We start from the raw sequence: 21,765 nt of genomic DNA, 5'->3' as shown, positions 1-21,765 counted from the left end.
CGCGAAGAAGCCAGCTCAGGACTCAAGCCATGTCGCTGATCGCAAACTCTTCGGCCAAGTGATCGATCAACGCCCGCACCGAAGGCAGTAACCCGCGCCGCGATGGGAATATGGCATGCACGATGCCACAGCGCGGGTGCCAGTCCGGGATCAGCTCCACCAGCCGCCCCGCCGCCAGGTCCTCGCGCACCGCCACCCTTGGCAAGTGCGCAATACCGACCCCGGCCACCACGAAATGGCGCAAGGCAAACAGGTCGTCGGTGACCATGCGTGGTTTGTGCGGGATGACGATGCTGCGGCTGCTGTCTTCACCCCGAAACAGCTCCCACTGGTACTCGCGCTGGGCGCTGCCCCAGTGCAGGCTGGGCAGCGTGCTGAGCAACTGCGGGTCGAAACCTTGGGGCAACTGCTCCAGGTACTGAGGTTGGCCGACCAGGCACTGGGTGCTGTTGCTTAGCACCTTCATCACCATGTCGGTGTTTTCCAACGGTGGAAAGCGCACCCGCAAAGCGATGTCGAAGCCCTCGTGCAGCAGGTCGACGCGGCGGTTGGTACTTTCGATGAACAGCTCCACCTGCGGGTACTTGAGCATGTAGCGGGTCAGCATCGGCCCGACCCAGGAATTGAGCAGGGTGGTCGGGCAACTGATGCGCACCAGCCCGCGCGGTTCGCTGCGGTTGCGCTCGATGATCTCCGCCGCACCCTCGGCCTCCACGCGCATGGCCAGGCAGCGGTTGTAGTAGGCCTGGCCGATCTCGGTGAGCGAGCAATGGCGGCTGGTGCGGTGCAGCAGGCGCACGCCCAGGCGCTCCTCCAGGTCGGCGATGCGCCGGCTGAGCTTCGACTTGGGCATGTCCAGCGCCCGGCCTGCCGGGGCGAAACCACCGTGCTCGACTACTTGGGTGAAGTAGTAGAGGGAGTTGAGGTCTTCCAATGATCGGTCTCCGGGTTTTGGCTTGCCGGCAGCCCCTACACAGCCATCGTTCACGAAACGGAACGCTAAAGCCAGATTCTGCTGACTACCGCCGCAAAGGTGATGATTTTAATCTGTGCCCATCAACGCGAAACACCCCGAATAGCTGAAAAATTCATAAACCTTTGGAGCACAGACCATGAGCAAATTCACTTACAACCGCCTGAACAAAGACGACGCCGCTGTACTGCTGGTAGACCACCAGGCTGGCCTGCTGTCGCTGGTGCGTGACATCGAACCGGACAAGTTCAAGAACAACGTGCTGGCGCTGGCCGACCTGGCGAAGTTCTTCAACCTGCCGACCATCCTCACCACCAGCTTCGAGCAAGGCCCCAACGGCCCGCTGGTACCGGAGCTGAAGGAGCTGTTCCTGGACGCGCCGTACATCGCTCGCCCCGGCCAGATCAACGCCTGGGACAACGAAGACTTCGTCAAGGCGGTGAAGGCGACTGGCAAGAAGCAGCTGATCATTGCGGGTGTAGTGACCGAGGTGTGCGTGGCGTTCCCGGCGCTGTCGGCGCTGGAAGAGGGGTTTGACGTGTTCGTGGTGACTGATGCTTCCGGCACCTTCAACGAAATGACCCGCGATGCGGCGCATGACCGCATGAGCCAGGCCGGTGCGCAGATGATGACCTGGTTTGGCGTGGCCTGTGAGCTGCACCGTGACTGGCGCAATGATGTGGAAGGGCTGGCGGCGCTGTGCTCCAACCACATTCCGGATTATCGGAACCTGATGACCAGCTATAACGCGTTGACTGCGGGTAAGTAACAGCCAGTAACTTGGTGGAAGGGCTCCACTGAGCGCCATCGTTGACTTGATATAGAAGTGTTTGTTAGCGTTTCAGTTGAGCGCGAAACCAGCTGCCATTCAGCGGCAACAGTTGGCGTAGGAACCCCGCCGATGGCTGAATCATCAGCGTCGGGTGAGACCTCCACACCCCGGCTTGAGGGTGTGTATATGAATATCAAGCATGCTTACAGGGCCACTGGTGACAGTGGCCCTTTTCTTTGCCTGACAGGAATGTGTACCGCTTGTACAGCAGCTTGCCGTGGCGATGTTTGTTCAGCGCTTTCGCATCGCATTGCATGAAATTCCACAGCATTTTGCCTTTGTTGAGGACTACGACCACCAGCATCTGCCGCTTGGTTTCATACACGCCTATGAAGGCCAGCCTGTTTGTGTCATTGGTATATGCCACCTGCCACACTTCAAATGGTCCGATCAGGGTATCGAGGGCGACTTTGACATAGCGCTCCCGGGCATCCTGTCGCTTCTCGACGATGTGATGGATGCAGCTACGCTGAATCAGGATGTCACCCATCGGGCTCCTGATGACTACCCGGCTGGCATCTTTTGTCCCTAAGCCCAAGTGTTGCGCAGCAAGTTCGACTGCGGCGTCATGTGACTCGGCAGCTGTTAGTAATTCGATAGCCTGGGCGCGTAGTTCGCGCAAGCGTTTTGAGGTCGGGCAGCTTTTCGTCAACCCAATTTTTCTGGCGCTTGCTCTCGGCGACTTTCGCGGTTGGGTGGTTGGGGCTCAATGAGATACCTGGCTGCGATAGGTGCCGCTGACGCGGTGACGGCGAAGTGAGCCTAGAGAGAAGGGTTGCGGCGAACAATCAGACGCGGGGTGACGCGCCGTGTAGGGTGTTTTCTATATTGAGGCTGAGCAGGCCAGGCACCTCGGCCTGCTCATGGCGGCTGTGATGCCCTTCAACTTGCGGGCTGCGACTCGATACCCTCCAGCAATGCTTTCAACCAACCCTCCTGCCATCTCAACTGCATTCAGGTTGCCCCAGAACAGGCTGTTGCCGGTTTCGCCCAGGTGTTCCAGGGCTTTGTAGCCACAGCCGTAAGCGCCCCGCGGCTACACGCGCACAACTGCCATTACGGCAGCCCTTTATCACATCCGGGTTTCCATACCCGATCGCTGAACCGACAGCGACCCGGTGATCGTCAGGAGACAGGATGAGGGCGTTCAGAGCCCCCAGATAGGCGAGTGCCCCATTCCGCTTTGGGCAATTTCTGACAGTGAAAAAGGATGGCATGACGGCGCCATTGAGGAACGTCGAGAGCAAACTGGGCAACCCGGAAATCCTTCAGGAGTAACCCTATGTTCCGCTCCACTGCCAGCTTGAAAGGTGTAAGGCATGACCTTACACTAACCCTTCAATGATCAGAAGTTTCAGGCACAAGGGCCTGAGGCTGCTCCATCAGCAACGTGACACATCTGGGGTGCGTGCGGATCATGTCAATCGCTTGCGGCGTTTGCTTGCTTCCCTTGACGTAGCAAAAACGGCTTCAGATATGAATCGCCCTGGTTATCGTCTTCATCCCCTGCATGGAAAGCTGGAAAGCTTTTGGGCGGTGAATGTTTCGGGTAACTGGCGCCTCGTGTTTCGCTTCATTGGTACCGATGTGGAGCTTGTTGACTATCTCGATTACCACTAAGGAGGCCTCAGCCATGCCTATGTTTGATCCTCCCCATCCCGGGGAGTCATTGCGAGAGGATGTGTTGCCCGCAATTGGAATGAACGTCTCTGAGTTAGCTCGTCACCTGGGCTACTCACGGGGGCAGTTATCCACGGTGCTCAATGGGCGTGCCGCAATATCTGCCGATCTTGCTTATCGACTTGAATTGGCTGGCCTCGGTCCTGCCCGGCAGTACCTTGCCGAACAGGCGGCCTACGATCTTTGGCAAGCGGCCCACCGTGAGCATCCTAAGATAGAGCGGTTGATATTTGCCTGATTGTTCAGTCCGCATCCGAATCAAACAACCGCTCCAACTCAACCCGCGCCTCCTTGGCCGTTTGCATCACCTTGGCCCGGTCATCGCGGACCTGCCCCTGGGCCACCAGCACTTCTTCGTCATGCTGGGTGAACCGTGCAATCCGGTCCGCCGCCTGCTCATCGCTCAAACCCAGCCCCACCAGCGCGCGGCGGGTCATCTCCAGGCTGGAATAGAACGTCTCGCGGATTGGCTCGGCACCGACCTCCGCCAACTTGTGCACATGCTGGCGGTTGCGCGCACGGGCCAGCACTTTCAGGTGCGGGTACAGGCGCTTCACCCGCTCGGCTGTGTGAATGGCAGCTTCAGGGTCATCGATGGTGATGATGAAGTACTCCGCTTCACCCACCTTGGCGGCATGCAGCACTTCCGGGCGCAGCGGGTCGCCGTAGAACACCGGCACCTGCTCGAACATTCGGGTCATCTCGATGGCATCGACCGAGGTTTCCAGGGCAATGAACGGGATCTTCTGCGCGCGCAGGATGCGTGCAACGATCTGCCCCATACGCCCCATGCCGACGATTACCGCCCGAGGCGTATCCGTCTGTATCTGCTTGTATTGCTCAGGCACTTCACGCGCAGGTTGCGGCCGCTTGAGGGCGCGGGCGCAGGCAATCATCAGCAGCGGGGTAATGGCCATCGACAGGGTGATGGTCATCAGCAGCAGGTCGTAGGTCTGGGTGTCGAACAGGCCCTGGTCCTTGCCCAGCTTGAACACCACGAACGCGAACTCGCCGCCGGCCGCCAGCACCATGCCCAGGCGTAGCGCGCTGGCGCCGCTCAGGCCACCGGCCAGGCGGCCAACGCCAACCAGCAGCACCAGCTTCACTGCCACCAGCAGCAGGGTCAGGCCCAGCACCACCAGCGGCATTTCCAGCAGCAGCCGCAGGTTGGCACCCATGCCGACACTGATGAAGAACAACCCCAGCAGCAGGCCCTTGAAAGGCTCGATCTGAGATTCCAGCTCGTGGCGGTACTCCGAGTCCGCCAGCAACAAGCCGGCGAGGAAGGCACCCAGCGCCATGGAAATGCCGGCTTCCTCCATCAACCAGGCGGTACCGATCACCACCAGCAGCGCAGTGGCGGTAGACACCTCTGGCAGGCCGGTGCGGGCCACCGTGCGGAACACCGGGCGCAGCAGGTAGCGGCCGCCGACGATCACCACGGCGATGCTGGCGAAGATCTGCAAGCCGTGTTGCAGGCTGTCGCCGTGGCTGGTGTCCGGCCCGCTGGCGGCCAGCAGCGGCACCAGGGCGATCAGCGGTATGGCGGCGATGTCCTGGAACAGCAGGATGGCGAAGGCCAGGCGGCCGTGCGGGGCATTGAGTTGCTTGCTTTCGGCCAGGCTTTGCAGGCCGAGGGCGGTGGATGACAGCGCCAAGCCAAGGCCGAGCACGATGGCCGCAGGTAGCGCCTGACCGAAACCGAACAGGGCAATGGCGCCGATCAGCACGCCGGTCAGCACCACTTGGGCGGTACCGACGCCGAACACTGCCTTGCGCATCAGCCACAGGCGTTTGGGGGACAATTCCAGGCCGATGATGAACAACAGCAGCACCACGCCCAGCTCGGAAATGTGCGCCACGCTTTCGGTATCGCGGATCAAACCCAATGCCTGCGGGCCAATGACCACACCGGCCAGCAGGTAGCCAAGCACGGCACCCAGTTGCAGGCGCTTGGCCAAGGGCACGGCAAGGACAGCGGCGAGCAGAAAGATTACCGCGGTTTGTAGAAGGCTGCCTTCATGTGGCATGGGCTCGTACTCCATGAGCTGCCGGGGCAGCGTTCGAACAGGTTGGCGGACAATTCTGAGGGCCGGGGTGGCGTTAGACAATCTGCCATCGGGGAGAAAGATTGTCCTGAAAGATGAGACAACCGGTGCAGCCCCTGTGGGCGCGGGTTTCCCCGCGAAGCGGCCCGCACAGGAAACACACTGACTCAGGCCCCACCAAACTGTGCCCGATACTGCGCCGGCGTCATGCCAATCCGTTCGCAGAACACCTTGCGCATGTGCCGGTCACTGCCAAACCCACACTGCGCCGCCACCACCTTCAATGGCAGGTCGCCGCATTCGAGCAACTGGCGGGCGCGGTCGATGCGCGCATTCTGCAGGTATTGCAGTGGCGTAATCCCCACCTCGCGCTGAAACGTGCGGGCAAAGTTGCGCCCGCTCATGGCCACCAGGTCGGCCATTTTCTGCACGGTGAAGGCCTGCTCGATATGATCGACGATGTATGCCTGCACCCTCGCCACTGGCGAGTCGTCGCGTGGCACTGCCGCCAGCAGCGGCCCATACGGCGTTTGCCCTCCTTGCCGGTGGCGCGCCACCAGCAGCACCTTGGCCACTTCCAGGGCCAGTGCCTTGCCGTGGTCTTCGGCGATAACTGCCAGTGCCAGGTCAATGCCCGCCGTGATGCCGCCAGACGTGATCAGGCAGCGATCGATGACATAGATCTGCTCGGTTTCCACCTTGGCCGCGGGAAACGCCTGCGCCAGGCGCTCCACGTAGTTCCAGTGGGTGGTGCAACGGTAGCCGTCCAGCAGCCCGGCCCGGCCCAGCAAAAATACCCCGGTACAAATCGCCCCGAACCGCTTGGCACTGCGCACGGCCTGGGGTAGCCAGCGCTCGAGCACTGGCAGCGCGATGTCGTACGCGCCAGGGCCACCGGGCACCAGCAGCAGATCCACGGCGGCAGGCAGGTCTTCCAGGCGTAGGTCGGCCACCACCTTCAGCCCGCACGAGCCACGCACCGCCGCCTGCCCCTCGGCCAGGGTGAGCAACTGGTAGCGCCGCTCGGCCGGCAGGAAACGGTTGGCGATGGCGAATGCATCCATAGGCCCTGTCACGTCCAGCAACAGCACATCGTTGAACAGCACCATGGCTACGGTGCGGTGGGCGGTTTTTTCCTGCATTGCTTTTCTACCTTGAATCCTGGGTGCGGCTGACGGCCTGTAACTGAATATGAAACCCATCTTATGGTAGCGGCAAACCCGCCAGGGCCAGCACCGCACAATTAAGAACAATTCAGCTTTGGCTCAGGACTTTGTCATGTGCCGGGGGTGAGACTTTCCCTACTGAACAGGAGAGTCGCCATGCACGACGGGACGCCTCAAATGCCGCTGCAACCCCCTGGGGCCCTGACGCCTGCGCGGTTGCGCCTGGCCAAGGAACTGATGCTGCGCAGCTCGCTGTCGATCATCGAGATCGCCGGCCTGTGCAACCTCACACGCAGCCATTTCTCCCGAGCTTTCAAGGTCAATACCGGGCTTTCGCCCCAGGCCTGGCGCCTGCTGGCACGCATGGAAAAGGCCAAGCGCCTGCTTGCCACCGAGGCGCCCATTACCCACGTGAGCCTGGAATGCGGGTTCTGTGACCAAGCCCACTTCACCCGTGCCTTCAGCCGCCTGGTCGGCCAGCCGCCGAATGCGTGGCGCCAGGCCCAGGCCTATTCTTAAGCCGGAGCTATTCACGGGTATAGCCCCCTGCGGGTAGTACCGCGCCGCTTTTCCAACCGAGGAGTCACCCCCCATGAGCCAACCCGATTACAAGCGCCTGAACAAAGACGACGCCGTGGTACTGCTGGTGGACCACCAGACCGGCCTGATCTCGCTGGTGCAGGACTTCGCCCCCAACGAGTTCAAGAACAACGTGCTGGCCCTGGGTGACCTGGCCAAGTTCTTCGGCCTGCCCACCATCCTCACCACCAGTTTCGAGCAAGGCCCGAACGGCCCGCTGGTGCCGGAGCTCAAGGCCATGTTCCCGGACGCGCCCTACATTGCCCGCCCAGGCCAGATCAATGCCTGGGACAACGAGGATTTCGTCAAGGCGATCAAGGCGACCGGGCGCAAGCAACTAATCATTGCCGGCGTGGTCACCGACGTGTGCGTGGCCTTCCCGACCCTGTCGGCGCTGGCGGAAGGTTTCGAGGTGTTCGTGGTCACCGATGCCTCGGGCACCTTCAACCCAACCGTGCAGCAGGCAGCGTGGGTGCGCATGACCCAGGCGGGCGCGCAGATGATGAACTGGTTCTCGGTGGCCTGTGAGCTGCACCGCGACTGGCGCAACGACATCGAAGGGCTGGGCAACCTGCTGTCGCAGCGCATACCCAACTATCGCAACCTGATGAACAGCTATGCGGCGCTGACGTCGCGCTGATTCAGCCCTGAACCGGCCTTGCAGCGGGTACACCCGTTCCTGAAGCGTAGTATGCGCAGGTGCGGGGTGCGCCGCGAACAGGCCGGCACTGGCTAGTGGTCACTGACCGGCAGGGTGAAGCGAATCCGGCAGCCGCCCAGCTCCGACACCAGCGCCTGCAACTGGCCGCCGTGGGCCTGCACCACCGAATTGCAGATCGCCAGCCCCATGCCCATGCCGCTGCCCTTGGTGGTGTAGAACGCATCGAACACGCGCTCGCGTTCTTCAACCGCAATGCCCGGCCCGTTGTCGTCCACACAGATCTCTACCTGCCCCGCAACTACCGCCGAGGCAATGCGCAGCACGCCATCGGCACGGTACCCCGCCAGCGCCTCCAGGCCATTGGTGATCAGGTTGAACATCAGCTGTTGCAACTGCACCGGGTCGGCCACCACGCTGACCCCCGCGTGCAAGTGCGTTTGCACCTGCACTGCGCCCTTGGCGGCATCGGTCGAGGTCAGGCGCACCACCTCGCGGATCACCGCGTCCAGCTTCACCGCCTGGCGCTGCAGCGGTGCCTGCTTGGCCAGCGAGCGCAACGCCCGCAGGATGTTGGCAGCACGCTCGCTGTCGTTGCGGATGTCCTCCAGCCCGGCCATCGCTTCTTCCAGGTCGGGCTTTGCACGCTTCAGCCAGCGCAGGCTGGCGGCGGCATTGGCAGCGATACCCAGCAACGGCTGGCTTATTTCGTGGGCAATCGAGGCCGACAGTTCGTTCATGACTTGCAGGTGGGCAGTGCGCGCAAGCTCTGCGCGAGAATGACGCCGTTCCGCCTCTATCTGCGCCCGGCTCTGGTTGTCTTCGGCCAGGCGCGTGTAGAACTTGGCCGTTTGCAGTGACACCGCGGCCTGCGCCGCCAGGATCTCCAGCATGGCCAGGCGCTGGCTGCCGAACAGGCCGGGTACCAGGCGGTTTTCCAGGTACACCAGGCCGATCAGCACCCCCTGGATCACCAGGGGCAGGCACAGTACCGAGCGGGCGCCACGTGCCTGCAGGTCCTGGCGAAAGGCTTCGGGGCAATCGCTTTGCGCATCACTCAGCACCAGCGGCTTGCGCGTACGCATGGTGGTGTTGATGACCGACAACGGCGCCTGGGTCATGAATTTCTGGCAATTGTCCATGTTCACGTGCAGCCCGGCATCGTCGATATAGGCGAGGGCGGCCATCTGGAATTCGGCACCGCTGACGATCAGCAGCGCACCGTGGTCGGCGCCGGAGTGCTCGGTCAGGTGGCCCATCAGGGTTTCGATCAGGCCTTCCAGCAGCACCTCCTCGGACAGCGCTCGCGCCGCTTCGATACCGGCCTCAAGGTCCAGCCTGGCCTGCTGCGTGGCACGCTGGGTTTCCTGGATCGGCTGGGTGCGCAGGAACGGATGCAGGGTCTCGAGTTGCTGCACCTTGCCGGTTGCGCCCCAGATATGGAAACAATCGCGAGCGACGCGCAGGTGCAGGTTGGCACCGGAAATCAGGCCGCTGGGGATGCACACTTCCGCCAGTTGCTCATGGGCCAGCGCCTGTTCGTGGATGAAGCCGGCAGCGGTGGCGGCGATCTGGGCCTGGTCGAAGCAACGAATGGCGGCCAACCCGTCGCCCTCCAGCTTGGCGATCACCCCTTCGATCAGCAGCAATTTGTTGCGGAACGTGGCCGGGTTGAAGCCTGCCCAGTGAGCGAAGCGCTCACGCAATGCCTGTAGTGCGTGCAGCTTGTCGGCAAGGCGGCCGGGGGCCTCCGGGCTGCCCAGGAGCAAGCCACGGAACAGGTGATAGTCGGCCAGGTTGATGTGGGCCGGCGCGGCCCAGGCGTAGTCGCCGGCCCGCGCCAGGTTGGCCATGGCCTGCGTATGGTTGCCCAGGTAGAAGGCGCTCATGCCGGCGAACAGGTACTCGAAGAACCGTGTAATGGGCGAGTTCGAGGGTGCGGTTGCGGTCGTGCCGGGGGTGCCGCTGAGGGCGGCGACGAACGCTTGCTGGGCCAGCAGGGTCTGCGCCACCTCCAGGTAGCCATGCCGGCGCGCGGTGGCCAGGCCCTGGGCGACTTCCTCGGCCACTTCCGGCAGGTAGCGGCCCATGATCAGCGAGTCGGAAACCAAGTGGTTGCAGGCATGGCAGCTCATGGCCAGGTCGCCGCTCAGGTGCGCCGAATCGACGGCCTCCAGGGCGGTGCGGCGGGCCAGCTCCATGGGTGACGTCCAGGCACTGAGCTGGTCCAGAGCGAGCAGCGCGCTGCTCAGGTCGGCCTCCAGGCCGTGGCGCTCGATCAGCTTGAGCGCCGCCAGGCAGCAGCTATGGCCATCGTGATAGGCACCAAAACGCTCGGCGCACATCACCCCGTACCAGGCCAGGCCGTAGGTGCTCCCTGGCGCTACGCCATGCAGCAACGCCAGCTCCGTGAGCTTGGCCAGGTGCAGGAAACACAGGTCGTCCTGCACCAGGAAGGATGACGACAGGGTCGCCAGCAAACCTACTGCCAGTGCGACCTCTTGCGAGTCGGTGCGTGGCAGCGACTCCAGGCAGTGGAGGCCTTTCTGCTCGATCAGGCTTTGCACACGGGCATGGCTGGCTTGCACCTGGTGTGGGTCAAGGCCCGGCGCGAGTTCGATACCCAGCATCCGCAGGCCGCCAAGCGCGCTGGCGATGGCAGCCTGGCAGTTACCCTGCAAGGTCTCCAGGCGTGCCTGCAACTGGCACACCCTGGCCCGCTCCAGCGTCGAGCCGGCACGCTGGCGGCATTCAGCCAGGCGGGCCTGGGCGGCGACCGTGCGCGACAGTTGCAAGTCGCACTCCGTTGCCATGCTGGCAATGGCAAAGCCAAGCGTGGCGCGGCTTTCCAGCGTACTGCAGGCTTCGAGCAGCTGTTGTGCCGTGTGCAGGTAGCCGGCGGCCTGCTCATAGGCGCGGCTGTCACGCGCCCGCTGTGCCGCTTCGTACGTAAGCTGCAGGAAGGTTGCGCAGTCATTTGCGGCAAACCCGCACGGGCTGGCGCGTTGCAGCTGATGGGCAATCTCGAACAGCAGCGCCTGCAAGCGGTCTGGCCAAGCCCCGAGCATGGCCACGGCAATGCGCGCATGCAGCGCTTCGCGCTCGTGCCCTGGCGTGAGTTGATACGCCGCTTCCTGCACGCGGTCATGCACGAAGCCCAGGCCGCTCTGGCTCGACAGCAGGAAGCCCGCGGCAATCAGGGCCTGCACCGCAGTGCCTGGCGCCCGCCCCAGCACCCGCTGCAATACGCCATTGTCGCAGCGGCTGCCTGCGGCGCTGGCGATGCGCAGTACGTCGCGCTGTGGCGCGGGCAGGCGCGCCAGGCGGTGGATCATCAGCTCGGCGACATTGTCGGCGTAACGGTGACGGGCCACGGCCTGTGGGCACCACGACCAACGCATGGCCTGGGTATCGAAGAAGAACAACTGGTCTTCGACCATGGCGCGCAGGATCTGGTGGATGAAGAACGGGTTGCCTGCGGTCTTCTCATGTACCTGTGCAGCCAGTGCCAAGGCGGCTTCGGCATCCACGTGGTAGCGCTCGGCGATCAACTCGGCCACCGCGCCAACGGCCAGCGGGCGCAGGTTCAGGGTGGTGCTGCGCAGTGTGTGGGGGACGCTGGCCGGGCCTTGGGTAGTGCCGGTGTCGCTGCGTTGGGCAAAGATCAGCAGCAGGTTGCCGGGCGCGTTTGCCAGCAGTTGCGCCAGGAGCTGGCGCGAGGCCTCATCGACCCACTGGATGTCGTCGATGAACAGCACCAGTGGCAGGCCGGGGCGGCTGAATACTGCAAGGAATTCGACCACGGCCCGCAGCTCCTTCTGCAGCGCCATGGGGGTAAGTTTGCCTGGCAGTGGCGGCAACGCGCCAAGCACTAGCTGCAGGTCTGGCGCCAGCTTGCCCAGCAGCCGGCCGTGGCCTTGGATGCGGCGCAGGATGTCGTGGCGCAGGGCGTCGAGTTCGTGGCTGTCCTTGGCCAGCAACTGGGTGGTCAGGGCGCCGAGGATTTCCACCCAAGGCGCGTAGGGCGCAGCCTGCGACACGCTGTTGCACTTGCCGACCGCCCAGTACCCTTGAGCATTGGCCTTGAGTGCAGCGGCCACCAGGCTCGACTTGCCCATGCCTGCGGCGCCTTGAATATGCAGCACTTGCGGCGTGCTGTCGCGGCGCAACCCCTTGAGCAGCAGCGCAATGGCCTGCTGTTCGGCATCGCGGCCATACAGGCGGCTGCCATGGGCGGCGACCGGGTCGGCGCAACCTGGTTCGAAGGCCGCCATGTGTTTGCTGGCAGCCCATTGCCGGTGGCAGTAGCCCAGGTCCACGGCCAGGGCGTGTGCGCTCTGGTAGCGTGCGTCCGGTTCCTTGGCCAGGGCCTTGGCCAGCACGCTGCTCAGCGGCTGCGGCACGCGGTTGTCGACTTCGCAGGCGGTCTTGGGTTGTACCCCCGCATGCAGCTGACGCCAGTGCTGGGTATCGCGCCCGGTCAGTGGCAATTCACCGAGCAGTAGCTGGTACAGGATCGCCCCCAGGGCATAGATGTCACTGCGCAGGTCGTTGTTGCTGCCGTGCGGGCAGACTTGCTCGGGCGCCAGGTAGGTCCAGTTGCCGAGCGGCATGCCTTGCTCGCCGAGCGGATGCGCAGGTGTTGCACGGAACCCGCCCAGCCGCACCTGCAAGTTGTCCTGCACATGCACATGGGCTGGCTGCAGGGCGCCGTGCAGTACATGGCTTTGGTGGGCCTGGGCCAAGGCAGTGGCGGCGTTCAGCGCAATCTCCAGGAACGGCTCCAGCGCCAGCCGGCCTTCGCTGAGCAGGTCGGCGATGGAGTGACCGGCCGGGTACACCAGCAGTGGGCCTTCGGGGGAACGCACGAACGCGCACGGCACCACTGCCCACTGTGGGTCCAGTTTCAGCCGGTAGTCGCGCTCCAGGCGCTGACAGGCGGCGGGCGCTTCGAGCGGTGCTCGCATGGCGAGCCAGGCTTGCCCGCTGGTGGGGTCGCACAGGCGGAAGCAACTGAGCTCGCCATCCTGGCCCAACGCTGTGATGTCGCAGTTGTTGAGCCAGCTTTCGTCGACTGTCTGGTCGTAATCGATGGGCCTGTGAGCAAGGCGTTCATCGCGCATGAAACACCCCCCTGCTGGCGACATCCCGAGACGTGAGTATACGCAGCCAGGCCATGGGGAATGCGGGTTGCAGCCCGCTTGGCAGGAACGGGCACGCTGTTGTCCGTTATCGTCCCCTGGCCTTTTCCGGGCGCTTGTATAGTGCCTTGAACACCCTATCCCTCGGGATAATTGTTCCACCGCATCCGCTGGCCTACGCTGTTCGTGGCTGCGCGAATGCCCGTGCCCGTGCGAGGAAGCCATGATCCGAATAGGCAATGCCCTGGTGTCCCTGGAGCGCCGCGAAGTGTTGCTCGACGGTAAGCCCATGCTGCTGGGCGGGCGCGCGTTCGAGGTGCTGGCCACACTGATCAGGGCCAAGGGCCGGGTGGTCGACAAGGAAGAATTGTTCAGCCAGGTGTGGGCCGGCACCGTGGTCGAGGACAACAACCTGCAGGTCCAGGTGTCGTTGCTGCGCAAGGCATTTGGCGACCGTGGGCTGATTCAGACCGTACCTCGGCGTGGCTACCGGTTGGCGGCCGAGATCAGCTTCGCGGCCCCAGGCCGGGCATTGGGGGCTTTGCCGTTGTGCGCAGGCGCCGACACCCTGGAGCCATCCGGCGAAAGTGCGGATGTGCCAGTGCTGGTGGTTGATGACGACCCATCGGTACGCACGGCGCTCGGCCGGCTGCTGCGCTCGCAGGGCATACCCCATCATCTGTTCGCCAGTGCCGAGGCGCTGTTTGAAGCCCGGCTGGAAACCCCTTACGCCTGCCTGTTGCTCGACATGCACCTGCCCGATATCACCGGCTTGCAAGTGCAGGAAACGCTGCGCCAGCTGGCGCTGCCCTGGCCGATCGTGTTCATGACCGGCTTTGGCACCATTGCGATGACCGTGCAGGCGATGCGCGCAGGTGCCGTGGAGTTCCTCACCAAGCCTTTTGACGAGGAGCAGTTGCTGGCCCTGCTGGGTACGCTGCGGGTGCGTGCCGTGGCCGAAGGGCGCAAGTGGCGCCATGCCCGGCTCGTGGCGGAAAAGTACCAGCGCCTGACCCCGCGTGAGCGCCAGGTGTTCTCGCTGGTGGTCGACGGCCTGTCGCACAAGCAGATCGCCAGGCAGATCGGCACCAGTGAGGTGACCACCAAGGTGCACAAGAAGAGCATCATGAACAAGATGCAGTCGCGCTCATTGGTGGAGTTAGTGGCCATGCACAACGTGCTCGGCACACAGCAGGAGGGCATGGGCGGCGCATGAGCAGATGGGTATGCATCGTCGATGACGATGCTTCGGTGCGCAAGAGCCTGGCCAACCTGCTGCGTTCAGCCGGGTTCGAGACCCTGACCTTCGCCGGCGGTGCCCCGTTCCTGGCGTCTGAACGGGCAGGGCAGGCCGGTTGCGTGCTGCTCGATCTGAAGATGCCCGGCATGAGCGGGCTGCACGTGCAGCGTGAGCTGGCGCTTCGGCAATGGCCGATAGTGGTGATCTGCATGTCGGCGCATTGGGATGATGCCGCCATGCACGCGGCGACGCGGCTGGGGGCGCTGGAGTGCCTGGGCAAGCCGTTTTCTGAAGAGGTATTGCTGGCGGTGGTTGAACGGGCATTGGCTGGCCGCCAGTAAACCAAGGGGTGGTGCAGGCCCTTGCCTGCAAGGCCACTGCGCAACCTAACTGCTCCCCGGCCGATACTGCAGGGCCTCGGCCAGATGCGCCCGGCCAATGGTCTCGCACCCCTCCAGGTCCGCCAGCGTTCGCGCTACCTTCAACAACCGGTGTGCCGCACGCAGCGATAACGTCAGCCGCTCGCAGGCATTTTCAAGCCAGACCTGGTCGGCGGCTTTCAAGGCACAATGCCGGCGTAAACCTTCGAGATCGAGGAAGGCATTCGCGCAGGCCTGACGCCCGTGTTGCAGCGCTCGGGCCTGTGCCACTTTCACAGCCACAGCGGCACTGGTTTCACCGCTAGGCTGGTTGTTCAGCGTGGTGCTTTCGCGGGCCACGGTCAGGTGCAGGTCGATGCGGTCCAGCAGTGGCCCGGACAGTTTGTTGCGGTAGCGGGCGATCTGCTCGGTGCTGCAGCGGCAACGGCCGGTTGGGTCGCCGAGGTAGCCGCACGGGCAGGGGTTCATGGCCGCCACCAGCTGAAAGCGCGCGGGAAAGCGTACCTTGTCGCGGGCCCGGGCAATCACGATTTCACCGGACTCCAATGGCTCGCGTAACACCTCCAGCACGCGGCGCTCGAATTCCGGTAGCTCGTCAAGGAACAGCACACCGTGGTGGGCGAGGGTGATTTCGCCAGGTTGCGGCCGGCTGCTGCCCCCCACCAGTGCCGGGCCAGAGGCGGAGTGGTGCGGGTGGCGAAAGGGGCGCTGCGGCCAGCTGCTCAGCGGTGCATGGCCGCTGACCGACTGGATCGCCGCCACTTCCAGCGCCTCGTGCTCGTCCAGCGGCGGCAGCAGCCCGGGCAGCCGGCTGGCGAGCAAGGTCTTGCCGGTGCCGGGCGGGCCGGTGAACAACAGGTTGTGCGCCCCGGCGGCTGCCAGCAGCAAGGCGCGCTTGGCTGCCAGTTGCCCTTGCACCTCGCTCAGGTCCGGGTACGGCCGTTGCTGCAGGATCAAACCGTTGGCCGCATAGGGCGCCAGGGGCACCTGGCCGTTGAGGTGGGCAACCAGCTCCAGCAAGTGCCCCACGGCATACACCGCCAGGCCGCTGGCCAGGCTGGCCTCCTCGGCGTTTTCCCGTGGCACCACCAGCGCCCGGCCTGCTTCGCGGGCCGCCAGTGCCGCCGGCAATACCCCCTGCACCGGGCGCAACGTGCCAGACAGTGCCAGTTCGCCCAGGCATTCAAGCTCGGCAAGGGCCGCGGTTGGCAGTTGGCCGTCGGCGGCGAGGATGCCCAAGGCAATGGCCAGGTCGTAGCGCCCGCCATCCTTGGGCAGGTCGGCGGGGGCCAGGTTCTGGGTGATGCGCCGTTGTGGGTAGTTCAACCCGGAATTGACGATGGCGCTGCGTACCCGGTCTTTGCTTTCCTTGACGGTGGTTTCCGGTAGGCCGACCAGGGTGAGGTGCGGCAAGCCATTGGTCAGGTGCGTTTCGACGCTGACCGCCGGTGCCTGTACGCCCACCTGGGCGCGGCTATGGACGAGGGCTAGGGACATGGACGCTCCGTTGTCGCGGGTGAAGGCCGCTTCCTGCGGTAGCGCACAGGATAGCCAGCGCTCCTACTGCCGGCGCAAGAAGTGTGCATCGTGGTTTTTCCGGGCAGGGATTTATCGCGGATTTTTACACCTCTGAGCAAAAGGTGGATCCAATATTCTTTGCGCAGGGGCCGGGTATGGCTTAGTGTTGTTGGGCAACTGCAGTTGCCATGGAATGGCACTGTCCCTTCTTCCAAATGGACTTGAGGAATTGCTCCGTGCAAACGCTCACCCACACTCACCAGGTAATCCGCGAACTGGTGCAGGCCCGCGCATTCGTTGAACTTACCCGTTTTTTCGACCGCCTCGAGGCGCAGTGGTATCAGGCGCCGCCCGGCGAGTTTCCGGCCTACCTGGCGGCCCTGGAAGGCCACATGTTCGCCGACCTCGACAACCAGGGCGACAAAGCCCCGAGCCAGGTGCTCAAAGCCTGGGTCGATGCCTGCCCCAAGGCTTACCACCCGCACGTGGTAATGGGCATGCACTGCTTCCACCGCGCTTGCCGGGTACAGGCTGATGGCCAACCCAACGCTGCGCGTGTGCTGGCCGTAGGGCAGATATGCGAAACCGCGACTGCGCACCTGCTGCAGGCCCTGGAGCGTTCGGCGCAACCGCTGGCAGCGGCCATCGGTATGCTGCGCGTCAGTGCGCAGTTGCGCGAGCCTGGCTGGTTGGCCGAGTTGTTCAACGGGCGGCCTGCGCGCTATCGGCCCAGTGCCCATGCCGACGTGGAGGTGCAGGAAGCCGCCGCGCCGCTGTTGGTCAGGCATGGGGTGCAACCGCTGGCGGAACTGCCAAGCAGCTTGCCCGCGTGCCTGGCCAAGCGGACCTACCAGGACACCCAGGACCCGCGTTACTACTGGCTCCGCCACGCACTGGACCTGCGCCCCGGTTGCTTCGAAGCCATCCAGGCCCTGGCTATCTACCGGTTGCCGCGGTCGGGCGCCGGTGCCGATGCGCTTCAACTGTTGGCCAGCGGCCCGTTGTGCGCCAGTTGGGACGAGCGCCTGCGTAACGCCTTGCGCTGGATGGCCGTCGAAGAACAGCTACTGTTGCCAGCTGCCGACCAGTTGCAGGCCGTGGCCACCTGGCAGCAGTTGTTCGACGCCTGGGCACAGCGCCCGCTGAGGCCAAGGGAGCGCGCAGTACTGCTGGCCTGGCGGGGGGCGTTGCGCTGTACTGCATTGCACGATCAGGCCGGCGCGATTGGCGACTTTGCCGCAAGCCTGGCATGCAATGCCGATCATGGAGCGATCGGGGCCATGGGCGAGCCGTTCCGTTGCCTGGCCGAGCTGATACTGCGCGACGGCCTGGCGGATGAGCAGCAGTTGCTGCGCCGCGCCCTCGAGCGCCTGTGCGACGGGCGCTGCCATGCGGGCGCCTGTGCCTTGCGCGCTGCAGGGCACTGCTTTGGTCTGTGGGGGCTGCCACGCTCGGCCGAGCAGGCCCGGGCATGGTCGCAGCGGGCAGTGAAACGCCAGCTGGCAGGCCATGCGCCGGGGTTCACGGTGCTTGCGGCGGCGCGCCTGCTGTTGGCTGCCAACCGCCATGAAGTGGCCGTCTACCTGTATGAGCGTTGTGCCGAACTGAACCTGCCGGGGGCAGCCCTTGGCTTGTATGACTTGTACTGTGGTGGCCAGGCGAATACCCCGCAGGAGTACATTGATCGCCAGGCCGCTGAACATTGGCTACGGCGCGCAGTGGCAGCGGGCAGCCGCCGGGCCAAATACAAGCTGGCGTGCCTGCGCATGAAGGGTGGCGAGGACCTCAGCGAGCGCAGCGCCATGCTGGCCGTCAGGCACCTGCTGGTGGACGCGCTGGGCGATGCCCAAACCAATGCCCGCGCGCGTTTGCATCTGGGCATCCTGTTGCGCCAGTTCGGCAACTCTCGGGAGCGGGCCGAGGCTGTGGCGTACCTGTTGAGCCTGGTCGAGCACCCTGACCTGGGAGTTGCCGCACGCGCCAGTGTCGAGCTGGGGCTGGCCTGGATGCAGGGGCGCGGCACCCGCAAGCAAAGCCGCTTTGCCGCCATCGAATGGGCCAACCGTGCGGCCAGCTTGCAGCCGGCAGACGCCACCATCGCGCGTATCCAGGCCAGATACTCAACTCGCACAACCGGGTGAAAACACTGTTCACCCAATGTGGTGCAGCGCTGTTGCGCGGCACCCTGCATGCCAGTGAGCTACCGCCCAGGCCGCCTAAGCTGAACGCCCTGCGGGTTTCCGCCTGACGTGTGGCAGCAGCAGGGCTGGTTCAGTCCTGCTGGGCAGTAGGGGCCAGCCGCGCTTCCAGCTCTGCTACCTGTTGCTCCAGGGCCTCAAGGCGTGCACGGGTGCGCGCCAGCACGACCATCTGGCTGTCGAATTCGTCACGGCTGACCAGGTCCAGTTTGCTGAACGCCCCTTGCATCAGCACTTTGAACTGGCTTTCCAGTTCGGCGCGAGGCTGTGCGGTATCGCTGCTGAACAGGCGCGAGGCCTGGTCGCTCAGGGCATCGAGAAGGGCTTTGGGCGCGAGCATGGGGCTTTCCATTGAAACTGAGAAATGGCCAGCAGTGTAGCACGCACGCACATGGGCCTTTCTTTCACAGACGCTCGCGCGGTACTGCACGTTTTTCGAGCAGCAGCCCCCGCCTGCGCGCACCGAAACTGTGCATGATCTGCATGCTGGCGACTGGCCAATCCTGACTAAATCACATAACTCGCTGTTTTTCGTGGCTTTGGCGGAACTGGCAAGGTTTCTGCAAAGACCAGTTCGAGCCATGCACTGATGCAGTTCCTTGTGACCAGGGAGTGCGCACGCGGAGCCGGATGCCGACGACGCGTTACAAAGCCAACCGCTGCGCTTAGACTTGAGACGGGTTTGTTTTCCTGGGGCAAGTCCACCAAATCGGGAGAGAGTTTCATGAAGCTAGTCACAGCCATCATCAAGCCGTTCAAGCTGGACGACGTGCGCGAGTCACTGTCGGAAATCGGCGTGCAGGGTATCACCGTCACCGAAGTCAAAGGTTTCGGTCGCCAGAAGGGCCACACCGAGCTGTACCGCGGTGCTGAGTATGTGGTCGATTTCCTGCCCAAGGTGAAGATCGATGTCGCCATCGATGACAAGGACCTTGATCGGGTAATCGAAGCCATCACCAAGGCAGCCAACACCGGCAAGATCGGTGACGGCAAGATTTTCGTGGTGAATCTGGAGCAGGCGATCCGTATCCGTACCGGCGAAACCGATACCGACGCGATCTAAGCAACAACAAAGCCTCACCAAACCCAAAGCCCCAGGAGAAAACAACATGACTCTGCGTAAGATCGCAGGGCTAGGAGCCCTATTGTCCCTCGTAACCCCCGGGCTCGCCCTGGCAGAGGAAGCTGCCCCAGCGCTGAACTCCGGCGACACCGCCTGGATGCTGACCGCGACGGCGCTGGTGCTGTTCATGACCATTCCGGGCCTGGCCCTGTTCTATGGCGGCATGGTGCGTTCCAAGAACGTGCTGTCGGTGATGATGCAGTGCTTTGCAATCACCGGCCTGATGAGCATTCTCTGGGTCGTCTACGGCTATAGCATGGCCTTCGATACCGCCGGTATGGAAAAAGGCGTACTCAATTTCAATTCGTTCGTTGGCGGCTTCTCCAAGGCCTTCCTCAGCGGTGTCACGCCCGAGAGCCTGACTTCGGCCACTGCGCTGTTCCCTGAAGCGGTGTTCATCACCTTCCAGATGACCTTCGCCATCATCACCCCGGCGCTGATCGTCGGTGCCTTCGCCGAGCGCATGAAGTTCTCCGCGATGCTGGTGTTCATGGGTATCTGGTTCACCCTGGTATACGCGCCAATCGCGCACATGGTGTGGAGCGGTGACGGTGCACTGATGTGGGACTGGGGCGTACTGGACTTCGCTGGCGGCACCGTGGTGCACATCAACGCAGGTATCGCCGGCCTGGTCTGCTGCCTGGTACTGGGCAAGCGCAAAGGCTACCCGACCACCCCGATGGCGCCCCACAATCTGGGCTACACCCTGATGGGCGCGGCCATGCTGTGGATCGGCTGGTTCGGCTTCAACGCAGGTTCTGCTGCAGCGGCCAACGGCACCGCCGGCATGGCCATGCTGGTGACCCAGATCGCCACCGCCGCTGCGGCACTGGGCTGGATGTTCGCCGAGTGGATCGGCCACGGCAAGCCGAGCGCCCTGGGCATCGCTTCGGGTGTGGTTGCCGGCCTGGTCGCCATCACCCCGGCCGCGGGTACCGTGGGCCCCATGGGTGCCCTGGTAATCGGCCTGGCTTCGGGTGTGATCTGCTACTTCTGCGCCACCACCCTCAAGCGCAAGCTGGGCTATGACGACTCGCTGGACGCCTTCGGTGTTCACGGTGTGGGCGGCATCATCGGTGCCATCCTCACCGGCGTGTTCGCAGCCCCGGCACTGGGCGGCTTCGGTACTGTCACCGACATCGGCATGCAGGTCTGGGTACAGGCCAAAGGCGTGATCTTTACCGTGGTCTACACCGCCATCGTCACCTACGTGATTCTCAAGGTGCTGGACCTGGTGATGGGCCTGCGGGTCAACGAAGAAGAAGAGTCGGTCGGTCTCGACCTGGCTCAGCACAACGAGCGCGGCTACAACCTGTAACTGCGACGCGGTAAAAACTTGCCCGGCTTGCCGGGCATTTTTTTGCCAGATTTTTAACATTTCCCGCTCGGCAAACGGTTTATTCGGCACGTTCGCGACGTAGGCAAAAAACTTACAAGTCGTAGGGCATTTATGGTGCTTTGCTTTTTCTACCGGCGCGCTAGAATGCGCGCCGAAGGGTGTTTGACGAGCAGTCCGCGCACTTCAACCAGCCTTTGCTAGGCTTGCCAATAGCGAGTGGCCAGCAGGGGCTAATGGATTTGTCAGGTTCTGCCAGGAGCAGGGCCTGCTGGGTACCGCCTCCCATCAGGAGCGCCGGCCCCAAGGGCAGTGGCCTAACCCACGGCCAGTTGAATTTTCACTGGTAGCTGCCGGTCTACGGCTGCACTGGTCTATAACTAACCTGCTTTTCGCAAGTCATGAGGTAGAACATGAGCGACGACGATCTGGAAAATGATGACCTCGAAGTAGGTGACGAAGACGAGGGCGATGAAGGCCTCGAAGCGGCGGCTGATGACGGCGTCGAAGACGCTGGTGATGACGACAGCAGCCCGGCACCCGCTGCCAAGGGCAAATCCAAGGCGGCAGTCTCGGTAGACGAGATGCCGAGCATGGAAGCCAAGCAGAAAGAGCGTGATGCACTGGCCAAGGCGATGGAAGAATTTCTGTCGCGCGGTGGCAAGGTGCAGGAAGTCGAGGCCAACGTGGTCGCCGACCCGCCCAAGAAGCCGGACAACAAGTACGGCAGCCGCCCTATCTGAGTGGCTGATCGTCAAGAAGCCCGCCGTCGCTGCGGGCTTTTTTGTGCCTGTGCCGGCCGCTTCGCGGGCACGCCCGCGCCCACAGGTTCACCACAGGTCTTGGGACCTGCACGGTCCCTGTGGGAGCGGGCGTGCCCGCGAATGGGCCGC

General features: G+C 63.6%; 17 protein-coding genes and 1 pseudogene. 11 read left to right on the top strand and 7 right to left on the bottom strand.

The features are described 5' to 3' along the window. Positions 1 to 22 precede the first annotated feature (22 nt). Positions 23 to 934: a LysR substrate-binding domain-containing protein gene (locus tag AACG97_RS27195; RefSeq protein ID WP_197886270.1), complete on the bottom strand. Its 912-nt coding sequence runs from the start codon at positions 932 to 934 to the stop codon at positions 23 to 25. 178 nt (positions 935 to 1,112) lie between these two features. Between AACG97_RS27195 and ycaC (AACG97_RS27190) the strand changes: the two genes are divergently transcribed. After that, positions 1,113 to 1,742 carry an isochorismate family cysteine hydrolase YcaC gene (gene ycaC, locus AACG97_RS27190; RefSeq protein ID WP_197886271.1) on the top strand — a complete coding sequence of 210 codons (630 nt, stop codon included), beginning with the start codon at positions 1,113 to 1,115 and terminating at the stop codon, positions 1,740 to 1,742. Positions 1,743 to 1,938: 196 nt separating this feature from the next. On the opposite strand, the gene AACG97_RS27185 is transcribed toward ycaC (AACG97_RS27190), so the two are convergent. After that, entirely contained in the window at positions 1,939 to 2,295 is a 357-nt protein-coding gene (locus tag AACG97_RS27185) for a PBECR2 nuclease fold domain-containing protein (protein ID WP_009681628.1), read from the bottom strand. Positions 2,296 to 3,146: 851 nt separating this feature from the next. Between AACG97_RS27185 and AACG97_RS27175 the strand changes: the two genes are divergently transcribed. Then, a complete protein-coding gene (locus AACG97_RS27175) occupies positions 3,147 to 3,425 on the top strand; it encodes a type II toxin-antitoxin system RelE/ParE family toxin (protein WP_009681629.1) in 279 nt (92 codons plus the stop codon). A gap of 13 nt (positions 3,426 to 3,438) precedes the next feature. Next, on the top strand, positions 3,439 to 3,723 hold the full coding sequence (locus tag AACG97_RS27170) for a HigA family addiction module antitoxin (protein WP_009681630.1): 285 nt from the start codon (positions 3,439 to 3,441) through the stop codon (positions 3,721 to 3,723). A 4-nt stretch (positions 3,724 to 3,727) separates the two neighbouring features. On the opposite strand, the gene AACG97_RS27165 is transcribed toward AACG97_RS27170, so the two are convergent. Continuing rightward, positions 3,728 to 5,515 carry a monovalent cation:proton antiporter-2 (CPA2) family protein gene (locus AACG97_RS27165; RefSeq protein WP_225786192.1) on the bottom strand — a complete coding sequence of 596 codons (1,788 nt, stop codon included), beginning with the start codon at positions 5,513 to 5,515 and terminating at the stop codon, positions 3,728 to 3,730. A 185-nt stretch (positions 5,516 to 5,700) separates the two neighbouring features. After that, on the bottom strand, positions 5,701 to 6,675 hold the full coding sequence (locus AACG97_RS27160) for a GlxA family transcriptional regulator (protein WP_197886273.1): 975 nt from the start codon (positions 6,673 to 6,675) through the stop codon (positions 5,701 to 5,703). 180 nt (positions 6,676 to 6,855) lie between these two features. On the opposite strand from AACG97_RS27160, the gene AACG97_RS27155 reads away from it, so the two are divergent. Together AACG97_RS27155 and ycaC (AACG97_RS27150) are read left to right on the top strand one after the other, a co-directional pair. Beyond that, on the top strand, positions 6,856 to 7,218 hold the full coding sequence (locus tag AACG97_RS27155; protein WP_029887800.1) for a helix-turn-helix domain-containing protein: 363 nt from the start codon (positions 6,856 to 6,858) through the stop codon (positions 7,216 to 7,218). Positions 7,219 to 7,291: 73 nt separating this feature from the next. After that, positions 7,292 to 7,918: an isochorismate family cysteine hydrolase YcaC gene (gene ycaC / locus AACG97_RS27150; RefSeq protein WP_009681634.1), complete on the top strand. Its 627-nt coding sequence runs from the start codon at positions 7,292 to 7,294 to the stop codon at positions 7,916 to 7,918. Between the two features lie 92 nt (positions 7,919 to 8,010). Here the strand turns inward: ycaC (AACG97_RS27150) and AACG97_RS27145 are convergent, their stop codons facing one another. Beyond that, positions 8,011 to 13,059, bottom strand: coding sequence for a trifunctional serine/threonine-protein kinase/ATP-binding protein/sensor histidine kinase (locus AACG97_RS27145; RefSeq protein WP_225786193.1), 5,049 nt, complete (start codon positions 13,057 to 13,059; stop codon positions 8,011 to 8,013). 241 nt (positions 13,060 to 13,300) lie between these two features. On the opposite strand from AACG97_RS27145, the gene AACG97_RS27140 reads away from it, so the two are divergent. Both AACG97_RS27140 and AACG97_RS27135 read left to right on the top strand, forming a co-directional pair. Continuing rightward, positions 13,301 to 14,293, top strand: a complete 993-nt coding sequence (locus AACG97_RS27140) for a response regulator (protein ID WP_125854677.1) — start codon at positions 13,301 to 13,303, stop codon at positions 14,291 to 14,293. Next, entirely contained in the window at positions 14,290 to 14,658 is a 369-nt protein-coding gene (locus AACG97_RS27135; RefSeq protein WP_009681637.1) for a response regulator, read from the top strand. The genes AACG97_RS27140 and AACG97_RS27135 overlap by 4 nt, the downstream gene beginning before the upstream one ends. A 45-nt stretch (positions 14,659 to 14,703) precedes the next feature. Here AACG97_RS27135 and AACG97_RS27130 read toward each other — a convergent pair whose 3' ends face one another. Continuing rightward, the gene (locus AACG97_RS27130; RefSeq protein WP_144189505.1) at positions 14,704 to 16,194 is read right to left on the bottom strand and encodes a YifB family Mg chelatase-like AAA ATPase; all 1,491 of its coding nucleotides are present in this window, start codon (positions 16,192 to 16,194) and stop codon (positions 14,704 to 14,706) included. Positions 16,195 to 16,451: 257 nt separating this feature from the next. On the opposite strand from AACG97_RS27130, the pseudogene AACG97_RS27125 reads away from it, so the two are divergent. Then, a pseudogene (locus tag AACG97_RS27125) lies at positions 16,452 to 18,463 on the top strand (DUF4034 domain-containing protein). A gap of 23 nt (positions 18,464 to 18,486) precedes the next feature. Here AACG97_RS27125 and AACG97_RS27120 read toward each other — a convergent pair. Next, positions 18,487 to 18,753 (bottom strand): accessory factor UbiK family protein, encoded by a 267-nt coding sequence (locus AACG97_RS27120; RefSeq protein WP_009681642.1) that lies wholly within the window; start codon positions 18,751 to 18,753, stop codon positions 18,487 to 18,489. A gap of 384 nt (positions 18,754 to 19,137) precedes the next feature. On the opposite strand from AACG97_RS27120, the gene glnK reads away from it, so the two are divergent. The 3 genes from glnK (at position 19,138) to sutA (ending at position 21,615) form a co-directional block, all read left to right on the top strand. After that, positions 19,138 to 19,476, top strand: coding sequence for a P-II family nitrogen regulator (glnK, locus tag AACG97_RS27115; protein WP_002555808.1), 339 nt, complete (start codon positions 19,138 to 19,140; stop codon positions 19,474 to 19,476). A 46-nt stretch (positions 19,477 to 19,522) separates the two neighbouring features. After that, the gene (locus AACG97_RS27110; RefSeq protein ID WP_029887805.1) at positions 19,523 to 20,854 is read left to right on the top strand and encodes an ammonium transporter; all 1,332 of its coding nucleotides are present in this window, start codon (positions 19,523 to 19,525) and stop codon (positions 20,852 to 20,854) included. Positions 20,855 to 21,285: 431 nt separating this feature from the next. Next, entirely contained in the window at positions 21,286 to 21,615 is a 330-nt protein-coding gene (gene sutA / locus AACG97_RS27105; protein ID WP_009681644.1) for a transcriptional regulator SutA, read from the top strand. The last annotated feature ends 150 nt before the right edge of the window (positions 21,616 to 21,765 follow it).

Source organism: Pseudomonas sp. Nvir, assembly GCF_963778085.1.
Taxonomy (GTDB): domain Bacteria; phylum Pseudomonadota; class Gammaproteobacteria; order Pseudomonadales; family Pseudomonadaceae; genus Aquipseudomonas; species Aquipseudomonas juntendi.
The sequence above is the reverse complement of the archived record's forward strand: the minus strand, read 5'-3'. Positions and strand labels throughout refer to the sequence as shown.